At 74.6% G+C, this 21,588-nt stretch carries 20 protein-coding genes; 7 read left to right on the forward strand and 13 right to left on the reverse strand.

The features are described from left to right. Positions 1–252 precede the first annotated feature (252 nt). From ACFVGS_RS30010 to ACFVGS_RS30020, 3 genes are all read right to left on the reverse strand, one after another. Entirely contained in the window at positions 253–975 is a 723-nt protein-coding gene (locus ACFVGS_RS30010; protein WP_384410433.1) for an alpha/beta fold hydrolase, read from the reverse strand. Positions 976–1,203: 228 nt separating this feature from the next. After that, positions 1,204–1,821 carry a phosphoribosylanthranilate isomerase gene (locus ACFVGS_RS30015; RefSeq protein WP_384410430.1) on the reverse strand — a complete coding sequence of 206 codons (618 nt, stop codon included), beginning with the start codon at positions 1,819–1,821 and terminating at the stop codon, positions 1,204–1,206. Positions 1,822–1,923: 102 nt separating this feature from the next. Then, positions 1,924–3,075 carry a hypothetical protein gene (locus ACFVGS_RS30020; RefSeq protein WP_384410428.1) on the reverse strand — a complete coding sequence of 384 codons (1,152 nt, stop codon included), beginning with the start codon at positions 3,073–3,075 and terminating at the stop codon, positions 1,924–1,926. 267 nt (positions 3,076–3,342) lie between these two features. Here ACFVGS_RS30020 and ACFVGS_RS30025 point away from each other — a divergent pair, with 267 nt between their 5' ends. Then, positions 3,343–3,711, forward strand: a complete 369-nt coding sequence (locus ACFVGS_RS30025) for an SAV_915 family protein (protein WP_384410426.1) — start codon at positions 3,343–3,345, stop codon at positions 3,709–3,711. A 14-nt stretch (positions 3,712–3,725) separates the two neighbouring features. Continuing rightward, positions 3,726–5,102, forward strand: a complete 1,377-nt coding sequence (gene lysA / locus ACFVGS_RS30030) for a diaminopimelate decarboxylase (protein ID WP_384410423.1) — start codon at positions 3,726–3,728, stop codon at positions 5,100–5,102. 63 nt (positions 5,103–5,165) lie between these two features. Here lysA and ACFVGS_RS30035 read toward each other — a convergent pair whose 3' ends face one another. Continuing rightward, a complete protein-coding gene (locus ACFVGS_RS30035) occupies positions 5,166–5,870 on the reverse strand; it encodes an esterase/lipase family protein (protein ID WP_384410420.1) in 705 nt (234 codons plus the stop codon). 229 nt (positions 5,871–6,099) lie between these two features. Here ACFVGS_RS30035 and ACFVGS_RS30040 point away from each other — a divergent pair, with 229 nt between their 5' ends. Further along, on the forward strand, positions 6,100–7,545 hold the full coding sequence (locus ACFVGS_RS30040; RefSeq protein ID WP_384410418.1) for a glyceraldehyde-3-phosphate dehydrogenase: 1,446 nt from the start codon (positions 6,100–6,102) through the stop codon (positions 7,543–7,545). Positions 7,546–7,670: 125 nt separating this feature from the next. Continuing rightward, positions 7,671–8,054 carry a hypothetical protein gene (locus tag ACFVGS_RS30045; protein ID WP_384410415.1) on the forward strand — a complete coding sequence of 128 codons (384 nt, stop codon included), beginning with the start codon at positions 7,671–7,673 and terminating at the stop codon, positions 8,052–8,054. A 198-nt stretch (positions 8,055–8,252) separates the two neighbouring features. On the opposite strand, the gene ACFVGS_RS30050 is transcribed toward ACFVGS_RS30045, so the two are convergent. Then, on the reverse strand, positions 8,253–9,305 hold the full coding sequence (locus tag ACFVGS_RS30050; protein ID WP_385694811.1) for a LysR family transcriptional regulator: 1,053 nt from the start codon (positions 9,303–9,305) through the stop codon (positions 8,253–8,255). Positions 9,306–9,407: 102 nt separating this feature from the next. Continuing rightward, positions 9,408–9,956 carry a carboxymuconolactone decarboxylase family protein gene (locus ACFVGS_RS30055; protein WP_384410409.1) on the reverse strand — a complete coding sequence of 183 codons (549 nt, stop codon included), beginning with the start codon at positions 9,954–9,956 and terminating at the stop codon, positions 9,408–9,410. 130 nt (positions 9,957–10,086) lie between these two features. Here ACFVGS_RS30055 and ACFVGS_RS30060 point away from each other — a divergent pair, with 130 nt between their 5' ends. Further along, a complete protein-coding gene (locus ACFVGS_RS30060; protein WP_385694814.1) occupies positions 10,087–10,677 on the forward strand; it encodes a TetR/AcrR family transcriptional regulator in 591 nt (196 codons plus the stop codon). A 108-nt stretch (positions 10,678–10,785) separates the two neighbouring features. Here the strand turns inward: ACFVGS_RS30060 and ACFVGS_RS30065 are convergent, their stop codons facing one another. The 7 genes from ACFVGS_RS30065 to ACFVGS_RS30095 all read right to left on the reverse strand — a co-directional run bounded on the left by ACFVGS_RS30065 (position 10,786) and on the right by ACFVGS_RS30095 (position 20,194). Further along, positions 10,786–12,489: an acyl-CoA synthetase gene (locus ACFVGS_RS30065; RefSeq protein WP_384410403.1), complete on the reverse strand. Its 1,704-nt coding sequence runs from the start codon at positions 12,487–12,489 to the stop codon at positions 10,786–10,788. Beyond that, complete coding sequence (locus ACFVGS_RS30070; RefSeq protein WP_384410400.1) at positions 12,486–15,764, reverse strand: FAD/NAD(P)-binding protein; 3,279 nt, start codon at positions 15,762–15,764, stop codon at positions 12,486–12,488. Before ACFVGS_RS30070 ends, ACFVGS_RS30065 begins: the two co-directional genes overlap by 4 nt. Continuing rightward, a complete protein-coding gene (locus tag ACFVGS_RS30075; RefSeq protein WP_384410398.1) occupies positions 15,761–16,231 on the reverse strand; it encodes a cobalamin B12-binding domain-containing protein in 471 nt (156 codons plus the stop codon). Before ACFVGS_RS30075 ends, ACFVGS_RS30070 begins: the two co-directional genes overlap by 4 nt. A 478-nt stretch (positions 16,232–16,709) precedes the next feature. Continuing rightward, the gene (locus tag ACFVGS_RS30080; protein ID WP_384410395.1) at positions 16,710–17,132 is read right to left on the reverse strand and encodes a cupin domain-containing protein; all 423 of its coding nucleotides are present in this window, start codon (positions 17,130–17,132) and stop codon (positions 16,710–16,712) included. Continuing rightward, entirely contained in the window at positions 17,125–18,051 is a 927-nt protein-coding gene (locus ACFVGS_RS30085; protein WP_385694818.1) for a sulfurtransferase, read from the reverse strand. The genes ACFVGS_RS30080 and ACFVGS_RS30085 overlap by 8 nt, the downstream gene beginning before the upstream one ends. A gap of 5 nt (positions 18,052–18,056) precedes the next feature. Continuing rightward, a complete protein-coding gene (locus tag ACFVGS_RS30090; protein WP_385694820.1) occupies positions 18,057–18,641 on the reverse strand; it encodes an HPP family protein in 585 nt (194 codons plus the stop codon). A gap of 11 nt (positions 18,642–18,652) precedes the next feature. Next, positions 18,653–20,194, reverse strand: a complete 1,542-nt coding sequence (locus ACFVGS_RS30095) for a vanadium-dependent haloperoxidase (protein WP_384410386.1) — start codon at positions 20,192–20,194, stop codon at positions 18,653–18,655. A gap of 681 nt (positions 20,195–20,875) precedes the next feature. On the opposite strand from ACFVGS_RS30095, the gene ACFVGS_RS30100 reads away from it, so the two are divergent. Beyond that, entirely contained in the window at positions 20,876–21,355 is a 480-nt protein-coding gene (locus ACFVGS_RS30100) for a hypothetical protein (protein WP_384410383.1), read from the forward strand. A 111-nt stretch (positions 21,356–21,466) separates the two neighbouring features. Next, on the forward strand, positions 21,467–21,588 hold a 122-nt coding region (locus ACFVGS_RS30105; protein ID WP_385694825.1), incomplete at its 3' end, for an acyl-CoA dehydrogenase family protein.

Genomic DNA, 21,588 nt, shown 5'->3' on the forward strand with positions numbered 1-21,588 from the left:
CTCCCGGACCTCGGACGAGGCCCCGCCCCCGCGCCGCGGCGGGCCCCTCGGCCCCGCTCGCCGGGCGGCTTCGTCGCACCGCCCACGGGTCCCGGCGACGCCCGGCCGCCTCGGGGCACGAGGGCGGGGGGCTGCGCCGTACGGGTGACCGTGGAGGAGGGTGGGGCGGGACGCGGGGCTGTTCGGCACGGCCCGAGCGGCAGGCGGCGGCTCGGTGGGCGGGCAGGACCGGGAGCGTGCGGGTGGGCGCGCTCAGCCCTCGTCTCCCCGGCCCACGTCCTGGGCGTCGGCACGGGAGTCCGCGGCAGCGGCCAGGACGCGGGCGAGTTCGCGGGGGCGGGTGGTCATCGGCCAGTGGCCCGAGTCGAGGTCGACGTAGTCGACGTGGGCGGCCTTGGCGAGCTCCGGGCTCTCGCCCGCCGCGATCCACTCGCGGGCCTGCGCCGGCGTGAACTCCGGGCACACGAGGGTCACGGGCACCTCGAAGCGGCGCTCGTCGGCGAGCCGTACGACTCCCCTGGTGACCGCCTCCGGGACGGGCACCGCGGCGGCCGCGAGGCGCTTCCGGGCCTCCTCGTCCAGGTCCGCGGCGTCCGGGCCCTCGAACACCTCCCAGCCGGGGAAGGGAACCTCGCCGTCGCGGACCGGGAAGAAGTCGGCGTAGGTCCGCCCGTCGGGGGCGGGGAAGCCGCCGACCAGGGCGACCCCGGCCACCTTCCCGGGCCGCGCGTCGGCGGCGGTCCAGGCGAGGCTCGCGGCGGCGGAGTGCCCGACCACGAGGGGCTTTCCGGGCGCTGCGTCGACGGCGTCGAGGACCGCCGCCACCTGGTCGTCGAGGGTGGCGGAGGCGGCGCCGTCGCCCTGCCCGGGAAGCGTGAGCGGCACGGGGCGGTGGCCGAGCGCGGTGAGCTCGGGCACGACGTCGTCCCACGCCGATCCGTCCAGCCACAGTCCGGCGACGAGCAGGATGTCCATGAGCGATCCTCCGGGAACGAGTGCGGTGCCTGGCCTGGCGGTTCGCACGCTAGCGGGAGGGTCTGACAACGGCGCCGCGGCGGCCGGAGAAAGCCTGATGCCGGCCTGACGCGGACGTGACGACGCCTGACGAGACCTGAGACGCCTGAGACGCCTGACGACGGTCAGGTCACGGGATGGAGGGTGCGAGCGACGGCGCCGCGTGGGCGAAGCCCGCGGCCGGCGGGCTCAGCCCGCGGGCTTCGCCGCAGCGACGAACGCGCGGATGCGGTCGTGGTCCTTCACCCCGGGGGAGGACTCGACGCCGCTGGAGACGTCCACGCCCCAGGGGCGGGCCGCGGCGATCGCCTCGGCGACGTTCTCGGGGGCGAGGCCGCCGGCGAGCAGCCAGGCGCCCTCGGGGCGGGCCGTGTCCAGGAGGGAGAGGTCCCAGCGGGCCCCCGAGCCGGCCCGGGGCGAGTCGAGCAGGAGGACCTCCTCGCCGTAGGCGCCGACACGGGTGTCCGGCCGCTCCTTGAGGGAGGTGGCGCGCCACAGCCGGGGGAAGACGGAAGCCGCCGCCGCGAAGTCGGCCTCACCGTACGGGCCGTGCAGCTGCAGGGCGTCGACGTCCAGGTCGCGGGCGAGCGCCGCGGCCTCGGCGGCGGGCGTGTCGTTGACGACGAGGACCGAGAGGACCCGGGCGGGCGTGTGGGCGCGGGCGTGGGCGGCGAGCGCCGCGGCCCGGTCGCGCGTCAGACCGCGGACACTGGTCCCGCTGATCACCAGGCCGACGGCGTCGGCCCCCGCCTCGACGGCCACGTCGACGTCGGCGGTCGTGGCGAGCCCGCACACCTTGACGAACACTGTCCCTCCTCCGTGCCCTCGCCGAGCCCTCTCGGCGGTCCGCCCGAGCCTACCGGCGCCTCGGGCGCGCGTCGGCAGGCAGCGCGGGCGCCGACGTCCGGTTCAGGCGCCCTCCGGCTCCTCCGCCGACTGTCCCTCGTCGGAGGCGGCGGAGGCTTCGGAGGCGGCGGAGTCGGTGGCGTACGGGTGGACGTAACAGTCCTCGCCGAACGGCGTGAACCAGGTGCCGAAGCCCAGGAGCGGCGGTTCCGGGCCGGGGTCCGCACCGATGCCGGCCTCCGCGCGGACATGGGCGTGGAAGCGCTCCAGCGCCACCACCACGTCGTCGTCCAGGAGGCCGTACAGATCGAGGGCCGCACGGGCCTGTTCCAGGAGGAACCTCGTGACGAGTTCCTCCGCGAGGCAGCCGAGGCGGCGGAAACCACCGTCGGTGAAGCGGGTGGTGAGGGCGACGGCGGTCACCAGGAACCGGCGCGCGAAGGGCTCGTCGTAGCACGCCGCGTGCTGGACCGGCAGCCGGTCGAGGTGCCAGAGGTGGCCCTGGCAGCCGGCGACGTCGGTGTCCTCGTCGGCGAGGGCCTGCACGTCGTCGTACAGCTCGTCGATGAGCACCTCGGCCGCGTGGACCAGGGCGCCGGCGGCGAGTTCGGCGGTGTCGGGGCTCGCGCCGAAGACGGCGGGTTCGAAGGAGCGGAGCCGTACGGCCGCGGCCCGGATCTCGGTCTCCGGGTCGGGGGCGTCCTCGACGACGTCCGACCACACGCCGTCCTCGTCGCCTCCGTCCCCGGCCCCGTACCCCTGCCCGCCCGCGCCGTCGTGGCCCGGCGGGCCGCCGCGCCTGGCGGCGGCGTGCCGGGCCCTGCGGGCCGCCGGGTCGCTGGGCGGGGCGTCCGGCCCGTCGGCCGCCGCCAGGCTCTCCCGGGCGCGGTCGGTGTGCAGCCGCACCTCGCTGCTCACCACCAGCCATCCGGCGAGCGGTTCCTCCCGGTCGAGCACCTCCTGGGCCACGGCCCCCACCGCGTCCTCGGCGACCTCCAGGGACGGCGCGAGGGCGGTCACCGTCAGCTCGGCGCCGCGCGCGTGGGGCGCCACGGTCACGTCGAGGACGTCCACCTCCACCCCGTCCGGGCCCTCGGCGCCGGCCACGGAGCCGAAGCCGCGCTCGAGCAGGACGGCGGCGCCGAAGCGGCCGAGCGCGTCGAGGTCGGAGGTGTCGTCCGGTATGCACGTATCCACGGTCACGACGTACGTCACGACGCAAGCCTGCCAGGCCGGGCGGGACGGTTTCGAAGGGATTCCGCAATCCGGTCGGCTCACCGTCCGAACCCGGCCGTTCCCGCCCGCCGTGTCAGCCGTGGTCAGGTGCCGCGTCAGCCGTCGTCAACTGCCGCGCTATCGCGTCAAGTGACCGTCAGAGACGCATCAGGGGTGCTCCCGGACCGGGCCGGACCGGGCTTAGCTTCGGGAGTGCGGCCCCGGCGCGACGGGCGCGGGGCGCCCCGTTCCCGGGGAGGGACCACCATGACCCACACGCTGTACGGAGACGATGCCGAGCCTGTCGAACAGGTGCCGGCCGGACGGCTCTGCGTACCCGTCCGGCCGGTCGCCCACGGCTGCGCCGCCCGCCTCTTCCGTACCCCGCCCGGCGGCCGTACCGCCGTCGCCTTCACCACGCCCGGAGGACTGCGGGCGGTCCTCGGGCCCGACCAGCCCTGGATCGCGCTGGCCGAGCCCGCGTTACGGGCCCTCGTCCGGCCGCTGGGCGTCGAGGCACTGACCGTCGACCCCACCCTGACGGCCGCGGCGAGCGGCGCCGCCGTGCCCATGGGCGCGGGCACGACGGGCGCGGTGCCCGTCGCGTGCGTACCCGCGTCCGTGTCCGCGCGTTGAGGGGAGCCGCCGCCATGACCGTCGCACCGCTTCCGCGCTTCACCGCCTCAGGGCCCGCCTCCGGGTCCGCCGGATGCACCCCCGCTTCGTCCGGCGGTGAGCTGTCCGTCTGGCCCGCCTCGACCGTCGTCCGCCCGCGCGGGCGGCTGCTCGTCGGCGGGGTCGCCCTCGACGAGATCGCCGGGAGTCACGGCACGCCCGTCTACGTCCTGGACGAGGGCGAGGTCCGCGAGCGTTGCCGCGGCTACCTCGGCGCGTTTCCCGGGGCCGAAGTGCACTACGCCGCCAAGGCCTTCCTCTGCCGCGCCCTGGTCCGCTGGGTCGAGGAGGAGGGACTGGGTCTCGACGTGTGCTCCGCCGGAGAGCTGGAGCTGGCCGTGACCACCGGCTTCCCTGCCGAGCGGATCCTGCTGCACGGGAACGCCAAGTCGCCGGAGGACCTGCGGACCGCGCTGCGGCTCGGGGTCGGCCGGATCGTCATCGACAGCCCGTCGGAGATCGCCCGGATCGCCGCGGCCGTCGGCCCGCACGGTCGCCAGAAGGTGCTGCTGCGGGTCACGCCCGGCATCGGCGCGGGCGGCCACGCCAAGATCCGCACCGGCACGGACGACCAGAAGTTCGGGCTCTCGCTGCGCGACGGGCACGCGCAGCACGCGGTCGCCCGCATCCTCGACCAGCCGCGGCTCGAACTCACCGGGCTCCACTGCCACCTGGGCTCGCAGATCACGGACGTCAGGCCGTACCTCGTCGCGGTGCGCAGGCTGGTCGGTCTCATGGCCAGGACCCGCGACGCGCACGGCGTGGTGCTACCCGAGCTCGACCTGGGCGGCGGCCACGGCATCGCGTACCGGCCCGGCGACCCGCTCCTCGACCTGACCGCGCTCGCGCGCAAGGTACGCGCGGAGCTGGTCGAGAGCTGCGCGGGCGCGGGACTGCCCGTGCCGCGGCTGATCGTCGAGCCGGGCCGGGCGATCGTCGGACCGGCCGGTGTCGCCGTGTACCGGGTCCTCGCCGTGAAGACCACGCCGGAACGGGTGTTCGTGGCCGTCGACGGCGGCATGAGCGACAACCCGCGCCCGGCGCTGTACGGGGTGCGCTACGCGCCCCGGCTGATCGGCCGCGGCTCCACGGCGGCCGCGGTGCGGGCGGCGGTGGTGGGGCGCCACTGCGAGGCCGGCGACGTGCTCGCCGACGACGTCCCGCTCCCCGCCGACGTCCACCCGGGCGACCTCCTCGCCCTGCCGGTGGCCGGCGCCTACCACCTGTCCATGGCGTCCGCCTACAACCTGGTCGGCCGCCCTCCGGTCGTCGCGGTCTCCGCGGGTACCAGCCGTCTCCTCGTCCGCCGCGAGACGCTGACCGACCTGCGCGCGAGGGACGTGGGCCTCTGAGCGGTACGCCGTACCACCGCCAGGCCCGCGCCCCCGGCCCGGGCCTGGCGCCCCCGGCCCCCCTCAGCCGCCCAGCGCGGCCAGCACCCCGCCCGCCACCGCCTCGTCGCCGAGCAGCGCGTTGTGGTCGAGGCAGCCCGCCGGACGGTTGGTCGCGCCGCTCAGCGGCACGCTGTCGTCGGGGTTGATCACCTCGTCGCAGTTCGACCAGAACGTGGCGTACCCGACCGCGCCCGGGGTCTCGTCGCCCTCGGCGAGCTTCTTCTGGACCCAGCTGCCGGGTGTCATGTCCCGGCAGGCCTGGTCCCACAGCGCACAGGCCCAGGCGACGCTCGTGCCGTGGTTGGGGCCGGCCAGGGAGATCCAGTGGGCGACGGTGGCGGTGCCGCCGCCGTACTTCACGTACCAGCGGGTGGGCAGGCTGCCGAAGGAGTGGGCGACGACGTCGACCCGGTCGGCGCCGGTCCGCCGCCGCACCTCGTCGACGTACGCGGCGAAGCGGCCGGCCAGTACCTCGTTGACCGACTGGTGGGTGTCGTAGCCCCAGCGGAAGATCTGCTCGTCGCCGTATCCCGCGGCTCTGAGCCGGGTGTCGAGGCTCCCCCACACTCCGGGGTCGGCGTTGTAGCCGTGGACGAGGATCACCGGGCGGGGCGCCGTCGCGGCGGCGGTACGGGCCTCGGCCGGGGCGGCGGGGCCCGTGAGGACGGCGGCGACCACGGCGAGCAGGACGGACAGGGCGGGCAGCGGAGCGGCAGGGGGGCGCATCGGTGGGCCTCCTGGGGCTGGGGACGCGGCTGGTCACGACCTCGGCCGGTCTCGGCCGAGCGCGACTGATGCCGCATCAGGTGACGGTGTGTCAGGCCTGTGCGGCCGTGATGTTACCGCCGGAAACCCGCCACCACAGCCCCGTGGCCAGAACCACACAGGGGCCCCCTGCCGCACATCCGATCGGGCGGGTTAGCATATGAGCACTCCCTAGCTCGAAAGATGCACTGTGACTGTCAACGAGGACTCGTTCACAAACTGGAAGAACCGCGAGGAGATCGCGGAGTCCATGATTCCGATCATCGGGAAGCTGCACCGAGAGCAGGACGTCACGGTCCTCGTTCACAGCCGCTCCCTGGTGAACAAGTCGGTGGTCAGCATTCTCAAGACCCACCGATTCGCGCGCCAGATCGACGGCGAGGAGCTCTCGGTCACCGAGACGCTGCCGTTCCTGGAGACCCTGACCACGCTCGACCTGGGCCCGTCCCAGATCGACATCGGCATGCTCGCCGCGGAGTACAAGGCCGACGACCGCGGCCTGTCGGTCGCCGAGTTCACCGCCCAGGCCGTCGCGGGTGCCACCGGAGCCAACAAGATCGAGCGGCGTGACGGCCGCGACGTCGTCCTGTACGGCTTCGGCCGCATCGGCCGGCTCGTCGCCCGCCTGCTGATCGAGAAGGCCGGCTCCGGCAACGGTCTGCGCCTGCGCGCCATCGTCGTGCGCGGCGGCGGTGACCAGGACCTGGTCAAGCGCGCCTCGCTGCTGCGCCGCGACTCCATCCACGGCCAGTTCCAGGGCACCATCACCGTCGACGAGGCCAACGGCACGATCGTCGCCAACGGCAACACGATCAAGGTGATCTACGCCAACGACCCGTCCGAGGTCGACTACACGGCGTACGGCATCGAGAACGCCATCCTCATCGACAACACCGGCAAGTGGCGCGACCGCGAGGGCCTGTCCAAGCACCTGCGCCCCGGCATCGACAAGGTCGTGCTGACCGCGCCCGGCAAGGGTGACGTGCCGAACATCGTGCACGGCGTCAACCACGACACGATCAAGCCGGACGAGCAGGTCCTGTCCTGCGCATCCTGCACCACGAACGCGATCGTGCCGCCGCTGAAGGCCATGGACGACGAGTTCGGCGTGCTGCGCGGTCACGTGGAGACCGTCCACTCGTTCACGAACGACCAGAACCTGCTGGACAACTACCACAAGGCGGACCGCCGCGGTCGTTCCGCGCCGCTCAACATGGTCATCACGGAGACGGGTGCCGCCTCCGCCGTGGCCAAGGCGCTGCCCGAGCTGAAGGCGCCGATCACCGGCAGCTCGATCCGCGTCCCCGTGCCGGACGTCTCGATCGCGATCCTCAGCCTGCGCCTGGGCCGCGAGACCACCCGCGAGGAGGTCCTCGAGTACCTCCGCGACGTCTCGCTGCACTCGCCGCTGAAGCGACAGATCGACTTCACCACGGCCCCCGACGCCGTCTCGATGGACTTCGTCGGTTCGCGCCACGCCTCGATCGTCGACGCCGGCGCGACCAAGGTCGACGGCGACAACGCGATCCTGTACCTCTGGTACGACAACGAGTTCGGCTACTCCTGCCAGGTCATCCGGGTCGTCCAGCACGTCTCCGGCGTCGAGTACCCGACCTTCCCGGCCCCGGCGGCCTGATCCGTCGCACGGCCTGAGCGCACACCGGACGGCGGTGGGGCAGTCGCCCCGCCGCCGTCCGGCGTTTCCGGGGGCTGACAGACTGGCGCCCTCATGTCCGTCGCACGCCCGTCTGGAGGAGCAGAGTGTCAGAGAAGCTTGACCTGAAGGTCGGTCAGGTGCTGCGCGCCGAGCGCACGGTGACCGACGAGGCGATCGCGGCCTTCGCCGAACTCGTCGGGGACCGCGGCCGGCACCATCTCCCCGACCAGGGAAGGGCGATGGCGCACGGCCTGTTCACCGCGTCCCTCGCCACCGAGATCGGCGGGCGGCTCGACTTCATCGCGCGCCGGATGAGCTGGGAGCTGGTGCGGCCGGTCTGGGCGGGCGACACGATCACCGCGGCGGTGACGGTCCGCGCGCTGAGCGAGGTCCGGTCCGGGACCGGCCTCGAGCTGGACGTGGAGATCACCAACCAGGACGGCGAGACCGTGCTGCGCGGGGAGAGCACCGGCGTCGTCCGCCACTGAGGGACGACGCGAGGAGTACGGCACGGACGGCACGAGAGGTGCCACGGCGCACCCGCGGTCTCATGGGCCCGGTCGGGGGTGTGGGTCCGGGGAGACGCGGATGTGCCGTGGCACCGGTTCGTGGGGCGCGAGCCGTCCCGTACGGGCGGAACGGCCGCGGGCGGAGCGCCGGCGGGCGCGACGCCTGTGGGCGGAACGTCAGCTCGCGAGGCCCTGGTCGGGGCCGAGCGCGGACACGGCGGTGCCCTCCGGCTCCTCGCCCGCCGGGACCGCGCAGGCCAGGGCGGTGGCCTGGCGCAGCGTCTCGGCCAGGTTCTCCCAGTCGAGCGCGGGCCGGTCGTCGCCGCGAGCGGAGACCAGGGAGGCGTTCCAGCGCATCCGGGGCACGCCCGGCAGCGGGCGGAGTCCGCCGGCCTCGCGCGGGGAGGCGGCCAGGGCCATCGGGAGCATGGCGCAGCCGAGTCCGGACTGGGCGGCGGCGCGGACCCCGGCCATGGAGCCGAGTTCGTGTATCTCGGGCGGCCCGTCGGAGCGGAGCCGGAGGAATTCGGGCAGCCAGCGCTGCGAGGGACAGTCGGGATCGGCGATGACGACCTGGCGGCCGGCGGCGGCCGGGCCCCTGCTGCGCGCGGCGATGCCGATGACGGGCGCGAACTCGACTTCCTGGAGCCGTACTTCGGTGAGGTCGTCAAGCCGTTCGGCGCGTAACGGGTCGACGAGGGCGCCGGGCAGCGCGGCCAGGTGGTCGTCGGCGTCGGCGACGGTGAGCACGAGGGCGCCGTCGATGGTGCCGGCCCGGAAGGCGTCGTGGATCTCGCCGGTGCCCATCACCCGCAGGGCGAGCTGGACACCGGAGAGCAGCCGGCGCCCGATGTGGGTGAGCCGGGCGAGCTGCTGGCCGTACGCGAGCGCCGGCACGACGCCGACGGTCATCCGCGGCGGGTTGGCCGCCGGCCGGCGGAGTGCGGCCTCCATCTCGCCGACCAGCGTGAGGATCTGGCGGGCGTAGTCGCAGAGCACGGTCCCGGTGCGGGTGAGCCGTACGCCGCTGGGCAGCCGTTCGAAGACGGGTTCGCCCACCTGTCGCTCCAGGGCGCGCATCTGCGCCGTGACGCTGGACTGCGAGTACCCGAGGCGGCGGGCCGCCTGGGTGAAGGACCCGGTCAAGGTCACCTCGCGGAACGTTCTCAGGGTTCTTGCGTCGATGTCCACGTGTTCAACCCCCTTGCCGCCCCCCGGCGGCGCTGGCACTCGGGTGGCCGGTCACGCCACCCGTTCGATCGCCCCAGTCGTTACACCACAGGGGTGCCGGTCGCTCCTTCGCACCCGGCACCCCTGTCGGCCGCGAAGACTCTACTCGGCGAGCTGCGCCGGGACCAACGGAAAGTCCAACTCCGGTTGCGCAACGTGATTGAAGAAGTTCGACAGCACGTTGAGCGCGACGTGGCCCACGATCTCGGCCAGTTCGGCGTCGGTGACGCCGGCGGCGCGGGCCTCGGCGAGGGCCGCGTCGTCGACCCGGCCGCCGCTCTCCATGACGGCGCCGGTGATCCGCAGCACCTGGTCCATGTGCGGGTCGCCGGCGTCCTGGCCCCGACGGGTGGCGAGCAGCTCCTGCTCGCTCAGGCCGACCTTGCCGCCGCGCAGGGTGTGCGCGGAGACGCAGTAGGTGCAGTCGTTGCGCTGGGCGATGTAGAGCGCGAGCTGCTCGCGCTGCCGGGCGCTGAAGCTGCCGCCGACGAGGGCCTCGCGCAGGGCGAGGTAACCGCGCAGCGCGGCGGGGCCGTTGGCGAGGGCGGCGTACAGGTTGGGCAGCTTGCCCAGCTGCTTGAGGGTGCCTTCGAGCAGCTCGCGCTGCTCCTCGTTGGCGGTGTCGACGGTCAGTTGGGGAAGGCGGGGCATGGAGCTCTCCTTGAGCCGGAGCAAGACGGAACTGATCGGTACCATCCTGACGGTACCGATCGGTTCCGTCTGACGCAACGGGAGGCGGGCACTCCGTTCCCGGCTTCGGAACCGAGTGGTACCGTTTGGTATGGCCACGAACGCGAAAGAACGGCTCCTCAGCGCCGCGGAGCGTCTTTTCTACGAAGAGGGCATCCGGGCGGTCGGCATCGAGCGGATCCTGTCCGAGTCCGGAGTGGGCCGCGCCTCCTTCTACCGGCACTTCCCCAGCAAGGACGACGTCGTCGTCGAGGTGCTGCGGCGCCGCGACGGCATGTGGCGGGCCTGGCTCGACGGCCGGATCGAGGCGAGCGAACGCGGACCCGAGGAACTGCCCCTCGCCCTCTTCGACGGACTCGCCGAGCGCTTCGCCGCGGCGGACTTCCGCGGCTGCGCCTTCATCAACACCATGGTCGAGACGGCCGATCCGGAGAGCCCGGCCCACCACGTGGCCGCCGAGCACAAGGAGAAGGTGATCGCCCGCCTCGACGGACTGCTCACCGACGGCGGCTACCGCGACCACGAGAACCTGGCCCGCCAGCTCGCCCTGCTCGGCGACGGCGCCATCGTCACCGCCCTCCGCGAGGGCACGACCGAGGCGGCGGTCCGCGCCCGCGCGGTCGCGACGGTGCTCCTCGACACCGCCGAACGCACGCCGGTGCCGGCCGCCGGCCCGGCCTGAGACTCGGGGCCGGCGGACGAGGGCGCGTCCGGACTGCCCGGGTCCGCCGGAAGGCCCCGGCGGACCTGCCGAGGCCCCTCCGGCGCTCATCCGCCGGACGGGCCTCGGTCACATGGGGGGCCGCAGCTCGCCCCGGCGGACCTTGCCCGAGCGGGTGCGGGGCAGGGCGGTCACCACGGAGACGCCCTTCGGGACGAACACCGGGGCCAGGCTACGGGCCGCGAGGTCCGTCAACTCGGCTTCCAGGGCGCCCGGTTCGACGTCTCCTCGGGTCTCCACGACGGCGTACGGGGCGAGTCCGCCGCGTTCGTCCGGGCACGGGATCACGGCGGCGTCGGCGACCGCCGGGTGGGTGCGCAGGACCGCCTCGATCTCCATCGGCGAGACGCGGTGCCCGTACGACTTGAAGACCTCGTCCATCCGGCCGAGCAGCCGGATCGAGCCGTCCGGGCAGCGCTCGCCCCGGTCGCCCGTCCGGTACAGGCCGTCCGCGAAGGCCTCCGCCGTGCGGTCGGGGCGGTCGGCGTAGCCGCGCATCAGGCCGGGCGGACGGTCCGTCAGGTCGACGCACACCTCGCCCGATTCGCCCGGCCGTCCGGTCTCCGGGTCGCGCAGCACGATCCGGTAGCCCGGCAGCGGATGGCCCAGCGGGGACAGCGGTGCGGGCGTGTCCGGGGCCCGGCCGATCAGGGCCGTCGCCTCCGTCTGCCCGTAGCCGTCCCTGACCCGTACGCCCCAGGCCGCCTCGATGCGGTCCGTGACCTCGGCGGTGAGCGGCTCGCCCGCCGCCGTCGCCTCGCGCAGCCGGGGCGCGCCCCGGCCTTCCGTCACGTACGGCAGCATCGCCCGCCACGCGCTCGGCGGCGCGCACAGACTGCTGATCCGCTGGGCGGCGAGCACGCCGGGCAGCGCGGCCGGCGGCAGTCCGCCGTCGGGCGGCGCGACGACCGTGGCGCCGGCCGTCCACGGCACGAAGAAGCTCGACCAGGAGTGCTTCGCCCAGCCCGGCGCGGACAGGTTGAGGTGCCGGTCGCCCGGCCTCAGCCCGCTCCAGTACAGGCTGGACAGATGGCCGACGGCGTACCCCGCGTGGGAGTGCTCGACCAGCTTCGGCAGCGAGGTGGTGCCGGAGGTGAAGTAGCAGAAGGACGGGTCGGCGGCGGCCGTCGGCCCGTCCGGCACGAAGGGGCGCCGCCGGTCCGGGTCGCGGGTGTCGGGGTACGGGAGCCAGCCGGGCAGGCCCGCGGCGCCGGGCGCCGTCCGGATGCCCGGCACCGGCAGTCCGCCTGTCATCGGCACGAGTTCGGGCGCGCAGACGACGTGCCGGATGCCTCCGCGGGCGATCCGGTCGGCGGCCTCGTCCCGGGTGAGGTCCTGGTAGCCGGGCACCACGACCGCGCCGAGCTTGATGCAGCCGAGCAGGGTTTCCCACAGCTCCGCGCGGGTGCCGAGCAGGACGAGCACCCGGTCGCCCCGCGCCACGCCGGCCTCCGCGAGCGTCACCGCCAACTCGTCCGACCGGGCCGCGAGTTCGGCGAACCCGACCCGGTCGACGACGGGCACCGAGCCGTCCGCGGCGGGCGTGCCCAGGATCTCCAGGGCGGTCCGCGGATTGCCCTCGGCGACCACGTCGAACCATTCCAGGGCCCAGTTGAAGTGCCGGGCCCGCGGCCACCGGAACGCGGCCGTGGCCGCCTCCCGGTCGCCGCGCAGCCGCAGCAGCAGGTCCCGGGCGGCCCGGTACTCCTCGTGCGCGGCGGTCCTGCGGTACTCCTCGCGGCCCTCGGGCCGCCGCCTGGCGGGCGCCGTCATCCGGCCGCCCCCGCCAGGGCCTCGGCGATGGCGTCGGCGTCCCGCGTGAACGAGCCCCAGCGGCCCGGCCGGCCGCTGCCCACCTGGGTGAACCAGCGGGTGTGCTCGCTCGGGATGCCGATCACGTGGACCGCCGGGTCCGGCGTCCCGTCCGCGCCGACCGGGTGGAACGGCGAGGCCGTGCAGTCGACGCCGCCGGTCCTGAACTCGCCCGCCCGGCCGGTGCTTCCGGCCGTGTTGACGAAGGGGCGCACCACGCCGTCCGAGAGCAGTCCGCGGATCAGCGGGTCGCGGTCCGCGGTGAGGTCCGTCGTCGGCAGCCGCGCGTCCACCAGGACGTCCAGCGCCGCCCAGGAGTTCTCCACCTGCGCCGACTCGACCGTGAACCGGCCCGCTTCCGGGTCGGTGCCGAACCGGACGCCCGGGCCGACCGGTTCGAGCACCCCGGCGGCGAGCAGCGCGAGGAACTGCTCGGAGCGCAGCTGCGGCGGGCCCGTCGACACCATGGCCGCCACCGGGCCGAACTCGGCGAGGAACCAGCGGTGCGACGCGGGCGTGAGGCCGCCGAAGTCCACCACGTCGCGGATGGTCTGCCGGACGTCCCTCAGCACGTCCGCCGCCGCCTTCATCGGCCCGTCCGCGTTCCCGAGGCGCGCGTCGCCGAGATCGGCGCGCAGCCATTCGGTGAGCACCTTGTGGAACTCGGCGGGCGAGCCGAACCGCCGCCCGTGGAACGGCCGGGCCAGGGCGTCGAGCCCGGTCAGCGGCCGCGGGTCGATCCGGTATCCGGCGGCGAGCCCCTGGAGCACGTCGCCCGCGCGGAGCGCGTCCGCGGCCGGACCGGGCTCGGAGGCCGGGCCGGACTCGGGGACCGGGGCCAGCGCCTCCGCGGCCCGCTCGCCGAACTCCCTCGCCGCGTCCGGGCCGTGGGCCCGACGGATGCGGGTGGCGAGCAGCACCAGGTTCACCTCGGCCAGCAGCCAGGGCAGCACCGACCGCTCGAAGTCGAGCGGGGCGTGCTCGGCGCGCAGCCGGGCCATCCGCCCGGGCGTGAACAGGACGGGGCGGTAGCGGTGTTCGGGCCGCTTCTGGTTGACGCCCCGGGTCAGCAGCGGCACCCCGGCGCGCGAGCCGGTGAGGATCCTCGGCTCCTTCCCGCTCGGCAGGTAGAGCAGCCCGTCGCCGCCCTGCGTGAAGGCGCCGCCGCGGCCGAGCGTCAGCTCGGCCAGCACGTCGTAGAAGGTGAGGCCCATGCCGATGACGCCGACGCTCGCGCCGGCCGGTATGTCCGCGAGCGGCATCTCGTTCGCCGAGCCGCCCGCGATGTACCGGAGCGGCCTGGCCGGGGTCGTGTGGTCGCGGGCGAAGCGCCGCCACTCCCGCTGCTCCCGGTCGGGCTCGTTCACCGGGTGGCCGGTGGCGAGCACCAGCCGGTCCACGGCGAGCACGTCACCGCGGTCAAGGCGCAGCCGGTACGGCTCACCGGACCCGGGCGCGCCGCGGTCCGCGCAGATCACCCGCGCGGGGACCCGGTGCACGGTGAGGCACGGCGGCAGCGTCTCCTCGATCCGCCGCATCACATAGGTGAGATAGCGGCCGTAGACCGCGCGGGGCGCGTAGCCCTGGGGCTCGGCGCGCGCCGGGTCGTGCTCCACCCACCACTCGCCGAGCGACGGTCCGGCACCCGGCCGGTGCGGGCCGTCGTCCGCCGGTCCGGAGAACATGGTGACCTCCTGCGCCGGTGTGTTCATCAGGAACCACGGCGACTGGTCCGTACGCCAGATCCGCCCGGCCCCCGCCTCGTACGGATCGACGGCGAACACCTCGACGCGGCGCGCCGGCGGCCGCTCGGCGCAGCGGGCCGCGAGCCGCTCCAGGACGGAGAGCCCGCGCGGGCCCATGCCGACGATCGCGATCCGCAGGGGTTCGGCGACCGGGTCGGCGAGGCAGCGCGGGGTGGCCGGCGGGGCCGGCTCCGGCGGCGGCGCGGTCTCCGCCGCCAGGTCGTGCTCGCGGGAGACCCGGCCGAGCATGCCGGCGAGCTGACGCGAGGTCATCGGTGAGGTCCTCCGGCTGGTGGTGAGCAGCGGCAGCGCACCCAGGTCGGTCCACTGGAGCCGGCCGTCCGGGGCGACCGCGGAACGGGCCTCGCCCCGGTTGTCCGGGTGGAGGCAGAACGGCACGTCGAGCAGGCCGCGGTCGAAGGCCTTCAGGAGGGCGGCGCCCAGGTCGTCCGAGAGCCCGAGGACCGCGTCCACCAGGGCCCTGGCCTCGGCCAGGATCTCCTCCGTGTCGCTCCCGGAGTGCGCGCCCGCGGGCCGCGGCCTGGCACGGGCGGCGCGGGCCGCGTCGGCGGCGACCGACAGGGCGGTCAGGTTCTCCGCGACCGTCGGGATGCGGTGGGCCTCCGTCTCCGTCTTCACGATCAGCCGCTGCGCCCCGCCGCGTACGGCGAGTTCGGCGCTGCGGCGCAGCAGCAGGCGGGCGCCGGGCACGGTGCGCGGATAGACGCCCATGTACGTGTAGAGCACGACGTGCCGGTCCACGGCCGGCGGCAGCAGCTCGTCGGCGAGCAGCCGCAGCGCGGCGAGCGCGCCCGCGTCCTGGGCGGCGTGGGTCTGCTGGGCGTAGGACAGGGAGACGCTGGTGGCGCCGTTCCGTACGAAGAACAGGCACTCCAGGAGGGACACGGCGACCAGCATCGACGGCGGGCACAGCTGCCCGAGCAGGCAGCCGCCGAAGGACTCCAGGTGGGCGCGGCGGCCCGCCGCGCGGCTCTCCTCGGCGAGGAACCGCACCGAGTCCCGCCAGGCGGCGACGGACTCGGCGAGCGGGGTGCGGCCGTAGGGCAGGCAGTACGAGACGGGGCCGCCCTCGCTGGCGGAGAGTCCGGCGGCGGTCATGGTGCGGAAGATGGCCATCGGGTCGGCGGACCCGTGCCGGACCTGGACCGGCGTGCGGCGCCCGGCGGCCGCGGCCGTGCGGGCGGCGGTCCTGGGTCCGTGGCTGACGATCGGGAAGCCGTTGAGGGGCCGGCCGGTGCGCAGGGCGGCGGTGGCGGCGGCGTGGTCGCCGACGCGGGTGTAGCTGTCGATGGTGAGGGTCGCGACGGTCCGCTCGGGGAGCGCGGCGACGGCGGCGACGCCGGCGGCCATCTCGTCCGGGGAGACCATGCCCATCCGCGGCTGGACCACGAGCTCGCCGGCCGCGGCCGCCTCCTGGACGAAGGCACCGAGATCGGGGTGCGGGTGCGGGGACTGTCCGGAGAGGGTCACGCCGCGGCCCGCCCGGTACACGCGCCTCTCGGCTCGCGCTCGTCGAGCCCGCCGAGGTGCCGCAGCAGCGCGGTCGGCTCCGTACCGTCCGCGTAGACGGCGTCGTACCCGGCCGCGAGCAGTTCGGCGGTGCGCTCCTCCGCCCCCTCCGGCGAGATGCCGAGCAGCCCGCCGATCACCATCGGGATACGGCGCGTCTCCTCGTCGTCCCGCAGGGCCCGCGCGGCGCGCAGGCCGTCCTGGTGTCCGTGTCCGTTGACGGACGACAGGACGACCAGGTCGGGGCTGGTCATCCGCGCGGTGTCCACGAGCAGCCGCTCGGGCACGCACGGCCCCAGGTTGAGCACCGAGTGCCCGTGCTCCTCCAGGAACAGCTGAAGGTGCACCAGGTTCCAGGTGTGCGCGTCCGACGAGCCGGTGGTGAGCAGCACCCGACGGGACGGCTCGGGACTGTGCAGACTTTGCATGGCGTGTCTCCAGTGACGGTGCGGATGCGGATGCGGATGGGGAGGAAGGGGCGGGGCCCGGCCGGGAGCGGATCGGCCGGGCGGTGCACGGGTCGGTACGGGCCTGGGGCCCGTGGCTTCGACGAGCGGACACCGAGCCTCACGACGCCTGTCCCGCGGAAGGCGGAGGGCGGAGGCGGAGGGCGGAGGCGGAGGACGTGAGGACGACGGCGGGTACGCCGACAGCGGTGCGGGGTACGGGGATCCCCGCACCGCTGTCCGTCCGGGCCGCAGTGGTGGTTCGGGTGGTGCCGTCGGTACGGGGGTGCCGTCGGTACGGGCGGTGCGAGCAGGACCGGTCGTACGGGTGACGGCACCCTCGCCCGGGCCCGAGTGCCCGGTCTCAGGCGCATCTCAGACGCCCGGGTCTCAGGCGCCCGGGTCAGTGCCCGGGCGTCAGTGCCCAAGGCTCAAGCGCCCGGGCCTCAGTGCCCAAGGCTCAAGCGCCCACGCCCGCGCCCACGCCCGTCGTGATCTCCCCGGTCCGCGGGGTGCGCGGGGAGGCCGGGCGGGCGCGGACGGCCAGGACGGTGCAGCCGGTCGCGCTGGACATCTGGTGGCGGGTGCCCGGCTCCTCGATCACGAGGTCGCCGCGCTCGAAGCGGCGCCCGTCGCTGTGGTCGAGCGTGCCGTCGAGGACCAGCATCAGCTCGTGCCCGAGGTGCTCGTGGAAGTCGCCGTGCGCGCCCGGCGGGAAGCGCAGGAGCAGGCTCGCGGAGTCCTCCTCGCCGGCGTGGCCGGGGCCCCAGAGGACCACGTACTCGACGCCCTCGCGGCCGGGTTCGGTCCACGGGACCCAGGGCAGGTCGGTCTGGGCGAAGCCGTCGCGCAGCACGTCGCGGTAGACGGTGACGTCAGGCACGGGCGGTGACCTCCGATGCGGCGGTGCGCTGGGGCACGACGGACGGGATGGGATCGGGCCCCCACTGCTGCGGGCCCTTGACGATCGGCGCGCCGATGAGGGAGCCGAACTCCCGCCACGCGCCGTCGTAGTTGCGGACGTCCGTCATGCCGAGCAGCTCGTGCAGGACGAACCAGCTGTGCGCGGAGCGCCAGCCGACCCGGCAGTAGACGACCGTCGGGACGTCGGCGCGCAGACCGCCGTACGCGGCCCGCAGCTCGTCCTCTCCGCGGAAGGTGCCGTCCGCGGCGACGGCGGTGTGCCAGGGGATGTGTTCGGCGGACAGCGCGTGTCCGCAGCGCACGCCGATGTCGTCGGGGACGCCGGGCGGGGTGTTGGTGTGGCCGAGGTACTCCTCCAGGGAGCGGACGTCCAGGAGGGTCCGGCGCCCGATGTGGTCGAGCATGTCCTCGCGCCGGGCCCGGATCGTCTCGTCGGCGCCCGCCGGCACGGGGTAGTGGCTCGGGGCTCTGGTCGGGGCCTCGGTGGTCAGCTGTCCGCCGATGGCCTCCCAGCGGGCGCGCCCGCCGTCGAGGAGGCGCAGTTCCCGGTGCCCGTACAGGCGGAACTGCCAGTAGGCCGCGGCCGCCCACCAGTTGTTGTTGCCGCTGGAGAAGACGACGGTGTCGTCCGCGGCGATGCCGTGCCGGCCGAGCAGCGCCGCGAAGGCCTCCGGGCCGACGAGGTCGCGCCGTACCGGGTCCTGGAGGTCGCCGGTCCAGTCGAGGCGTACGGCGCCGGGGATGCGGCCTGGGCGGCCGCCGCCGTCGTTGCCGCCGTCGGTGATCTCGACGAGGACGAGCCCGGCGACGGGGTTGCGCAGGTGTTCCTGTATCGCTTCGGCGCTGACGAGCAGGCCGTCACGGTTCTTCGCGGTCATCGCGTTCACCTCCAGTAGGTCGGGTACTTGGCGATCACGCCGGCCTTGGAGGCGATCAGGCCGAGCAGGACGAGCAGGACGCTGCCCACGGCGAGCAGGACGAGGAAGCCGACCGGCTTCGGGTCCTGGAGCACGGCGAGGACGGCGGTGGCGGCGGCCGGGGCGTGCACGGCGCGCAGCAGCAGCATGAGTCCGACGCTGAGTCCGGCGGCGACGGCGGCGACCCACAGGGAGTGGCCGAAGAAGGCCGCGGCCAGCAGGCCGAGGGCGCCGGAGCCGAGCTGGCCGAGGACCACACCGCGCGGCTGTGCGGGCGGCAGCGCCGGGGTGGAGCAGATGATCATCGCGGTGGCGGCGAGCGGGGCGATCATCAGCAGCTGGCCGGTGGCCTCGCCGAGCGCCACGAGGACGACGAGGGAGACGACGGTGGCGAGGGTGCCGAGGAGGGCGGGCTTCGTCCCGGGGAACGGGGGTGCTCCGCTGCCGCCCTTCGGCGGGGCTGCCGGGGCCGCCGCACCCGGCGCGCCGGCCGGTGCCGAGCCCGGCGACGTGCCGGGTCCCGGCGTCTGGGTCGGGGTCTGGTTGCTCACGGGTTCGCTCCTCAGTGGGCGCCGTTGAAGTAGCACATGGCCTGGCGGTGGACGACCCTGCCGATCTGGTGGCCCATCTCGATGCCGGGCTCGTTGTCGAAGCTCCAGTGCATGCCGCCGTACACGCGGGAGATGCCGGCCTGCCGGGCGGCCTCGCTGAAGGTGGGCCAGGTCAGGACGACGTCGGTGCGCGGTGTGAGGCCGGGCTCGACGGTGGAGGCGCCGGCCTTGAAGCGGAAGGAGTCGCCGAAGGCGTCGGTGCCGGTGAAGCGACGCAGGAACTCGGCGGCGGCGCCGGAGAAGGTGCTGTGCCCGGAGACGGTGGCGGGGAACGGCGGAACCGCCACGTACGCCTGCCAGTCGACGCCGTCCATGGTGACGGTGCCGAGGCCCGGTCCGCCCCAGGCGCTGATCCGCCGGCCGCGGCGGTCGTACGGGACGAGGGTGGACGGGCGGGCGAAGTCGTACCGCAGCTTGACCGCCCAGGAACCGATGGCGGCGTCGCACTCGGCCATGTTGAGGCCGAAGAACAGCTTGGCGTCCTCGTCGACGCCGTGGCCGTCGCGGGCGGAGACGAAGCGGCCCCACATCTGCTGGGCGCCGGGCGGCGTGACGTCGTCGTTGAGCCAGAACTCGGCTGTGCACTTCTGCTCGTCCGTCAGGTTCGCGCTGATGTCGAGGACTTCCTCGATCGCGGCGGTCATCCGCACGGAGGGGTACGCGGGCGGGGCCGGGACCGTGAACTGGTCGGGACTGCTGAGCGCGAACGGCTCCATGACGGCGAACTGCGGCGTGAGGTACTTCTGCAGCTTGCCGCCGACGATCAGCGGGGTCCAGTGCTCGGGCGCGACGACGGTCGACGGGTCGTAGGCGCCGGCGGTCTGCGGCGGGTTCTTCGGCTGGTAGCCGGTGGTGTCGGCGTACGGCGGGGTGCCGAGCTGGTTCGCGCCGTCACCGTGCCGGTGGTCGAGGACGGCCTGGGCGGTACGGCGGCCGATCCAGGCGGGGCTGTTGCGGCGGGGTGCGGTGAGCCCGGGGTCGTAACCGAGGCTGCGCAGCATCGAGTCGACGGCGACCTTGTACTCCGGGAAGAACTCCAGCAGGGCGAGGTGCGCGGCGTAGCTGACGGCCTCGTTCTTGTTGTCGAGGGTGCGCTCGGCGCGGGGCCGGCGCAGCGAGCCGCCGAAGCGGGTGCCGGAGGCGACCCTGTCGTAACAGGACCAGGCGTCGTAGATGCAGTTGTGGACGATCGCGAGGATGCGGGCGTTGACGGTGGCGGGGCCGAAGCGGTTGCCGGTGGCCTGGTAGCGGCCGAGGATCGCGTCCATGGTGGCCTGGTTCCAGCGCACCACGACGCTGGGCTCGGCGACGGCCCCGGGCGCCCGGCGGCCGGTGCGGGTCTCCGCCTCGAAGCGGGTGGCGGGCGCGGCGGCGTGCGCCGTGCCGCCGGCGGCGAGCGCGAAGGCGCCGGCCGCGGCGGCGGAGGCGGTGAGGACCCGGCGCCGGGTGAGCGGCGCCGGGGTGGTGCGGGCTATGGAGGGTCGCTGAGACATCCCTGGGTTCCTTCGCGTGCGGTGCGTGGCGGGAGCGGATCAGACACGGGCTCGAACTGCCCTCAGGCTGGCGAGATCCGATCGCACGGGGCAACGGCCTATCGGCTTCTTCCATCGGAGGCATGCAAGGAAGCGATGGGCGCGTGCCGCGGGCCCGCCGAGTGGCTAGCGTGAGACGACGCCAGGCACTGCCGGTCCCCCGGCGGCCGGGTACGCCGTGCCACGCCGACGCGGCACTCGGCTCCGGAGGCGGCGCACGGTTCTCCGGTTCCCGGGCGCGGTGTCCGCCCGGTCCCGGTTCCCGGGGCGGCGGCACGTCCTCGGGGGCCGGACCGCGCACACCCGCCCACCCGGAATCCCGTACCGCCCGTGGCGCCCGGGGCCCGTCAGGCCCTCGGCGTCCGTGACACCCGCGGCCCTCACGCCGTCGCCCGCGCCGTCGGGCGGGGCCGCGACCGGCGCGCCCCGCGGTGCGGCACCGCCGTCCCGCGGGACACCCCTCGCGCACCGCCGACCCGAGCCTCGGGTCCGCCCGGTCATCCCGGCCACCCCGGCCGCCCCCGGTTCCCGGGCGCGGGCCGTGGGCCGCCGGCCGCCGGACCGGTGATCGCATCCCTCGTCCAGCACGACGTCCGCCAGGACCTCACCGATCCCGCACCGATCCGTTTGGAGTGGCCGCGCATGACCGTTTCCTCGCAGCTCAGGCCGACGCGTACGACACCCCGCCCCGCCGCGCCGCGGCAGGACGGACTCTTCGACCGGCTGGCGCCCCGGCTGCACCACTACGGCCTCGTGCTGCTCCGGGGCGGGCTCGGCGGCGTCTTCGTGTGGTTCGGCGTCCTGAAGGTGATCGGGCTGAGCCCGGCCGCGCGGCTGGTCGTCGACGTGATCCCGTTCGAGACCGGCGGCTGGTTCGTCCCGGCCCTCGGCTGGGCGGAGGTCACCCTCGGCGTGTGGCTCCTCACCGGTCGCGCCCAGGCCGCCCTGCTCCCGGTCCTCGGCGGCCACCTCCTCGGCACCTTCGCGGTGCTGCTCCTCACCCCGCACGTCGCCTTCGAGCACGCCAACCCGGTGCTGCTGACGCTGGTCGGCGAGTTCGTGGTGAAGAACGTGGTCCTCCTGGCCGCCGCGATCGTCCTGACGACCCGCCCGCGGACCTGACGGACGCTCCTCCCGGGCACCCTAGCCACTAGCATCGTGGCACTGAGTGTGTTTTGCTGAGGGTACTCAGTGCCACACATGCCACAAGCATTGTTAGGGGAGCCCCAGACCATGGCCAAGGACTTCGATCTGTATCGCCTGCCGGAGGAGCACGAGATGCTCCGGGAGTCGGTCCGTGCGCTGGCGGAGGCGAAGATCGCTCCGTTCGCGGCGGCGGTCGACGAGGAGGGCCG

Origin of the sequence: Streptomyces sp. NPDC127114, assembly GCF_042677525.1 — a bacterium.
Classification (GTDB): domain Bacteria; phylum Actinomycetota; class Actinomycetes; order Streptomycetales; family Streptomycetaceae; genus Streptomyces.